We start from the raw sequence: 1,082 nt of genomic DNA, 5'->3' as shown, positions 1-1,082 counted from the left end.
GGGCCTTCTTGCTCATGCGTGCTCCGGAGGCGGGGTCATCAGGACGAGGAGGCGGGCGTTGTCCGGGCCGTCGTTGACGACGCCGTGTTCGGTGCCCGCGGGGGCGAAAAGGGTGGAACCGGGGCCATGTGCCGCTTCCTCGTCGCCGATGCGGAAGCGGCAGCTCCCCTCCAGCACGAGGTACACCTTGTCGGACGTGGCATGCCGGTGGGGCTTCTGCGCCTGGCCCGGGGCCAGACAATAGACGTCGAGGAAGAAGCGACCCGACTGGAAGACGGTGTGCTTCTGGAGCTTCTCCATGGAGAAGCCCTGGAAGGCCGAAAGCTGCTTCACATCCATCGTGGCATCCGCTCCTGCGCCTCTATATAGCGACGGGCATGGAACCGCTGACGCTGCATTTTGTTCACGAGCGGGTGGGTGCCCGCTTCATTCCGGTGGGCGGCCGTGAAGTGGTGGCCGGGTATGGAGACGTAGGCGCGGAGTATGACGCGGCACGCGGCGCCGTGGCACTGCACGATGCGTCCTACCGCGAAATCCTCCGGATAACGGGGGAGGATCGTGCCTCCTTCCTCCACGGCATGGTGACCCAGGAGGTGAAGAACCTCCCGGTCGGCTCGGCCGCCTATGCCGCCTTCATCACAGTGAAGGGCGCCATGGTGGGAGATGCACGCATCCTCAAGCGGGAGGAGGACCTCCTGCTGGACCTGGAGCCCGGCCTGGGCGCCAAGGTGCGGGAGTTCCTGGACAAGTACCTCATCTCCGAGGACGCGGAGCTGCACGATGGGACCCCGGACGGGGGCTGGCTCAAGCTGCTCGGTCCCCGGACGGCCCAGGTGCTGGCCGCCGTCCTGGGCGGCCCCTTCGAGCCCCTGGCCCCCCTGACCAGCCGCAAGGCGGTCATCGCCGGGCAGGACGTGTGGCTGTTGGGGACGGCGCTGCCGGGCGGGCTGTCCGGGGTGGACATCCTGGTGCCGCGCGCGGGGCTGGAGGCGGTGTGGGCGGCGCTCGTCCAGGCGGGCGGGGCGCACGGGTTGAAGCCGCTGGGGTTCGACGCGCTGGAGCGGGTGCGGGTGGAGGCGGGG

2 protein-coding genes are annotated in these 1,082 nt (G+C 69.2%); one reads left to right on the top strand and one right to left on the bottom strand.

The features are described 5' to 3' along the window. Nucleotides 1–12: 12 nt before the first annotated feature. On the bottom strand, nucleotides 13–339 hold the full coding sequence (locus D7X32_RS44450) for a cupin domain-containing protein (protein ID WP_120554625.1): 327 nt from the start codon (nucleotides 337–339) through the stop codon (nucleotides 13–15). Nucleotides 340–377: 38 nt separating this feature from the next. Between D7X32_RS44450 and D7X32_RS44445 the strand changes: the two genes are divergently transcribed. After that, nucleotides 378–1,082: aminomethyl transferase family protein (locus D7X32_RS44445; RefSeq protein ID WP_120608482.1), on the top strand; the 705-nt coding region annotated here is incomplete at its 3' end.

Origin of the sequence: Corallococcus carmarthensis (genome assembly GCF_003611695.1) — a bacterium.
GTDB lineage: Bacteria > Myxococcota > Myxococcia > Myxococcales > Myxococcaceae > Corallococcus > Corallococcus carmarthensis.
The sequence above is the reverse complement of the archived record's forward strand: the minus strand, read 5'-3'. Positions and strand labels throughout refer to the sequence as shown.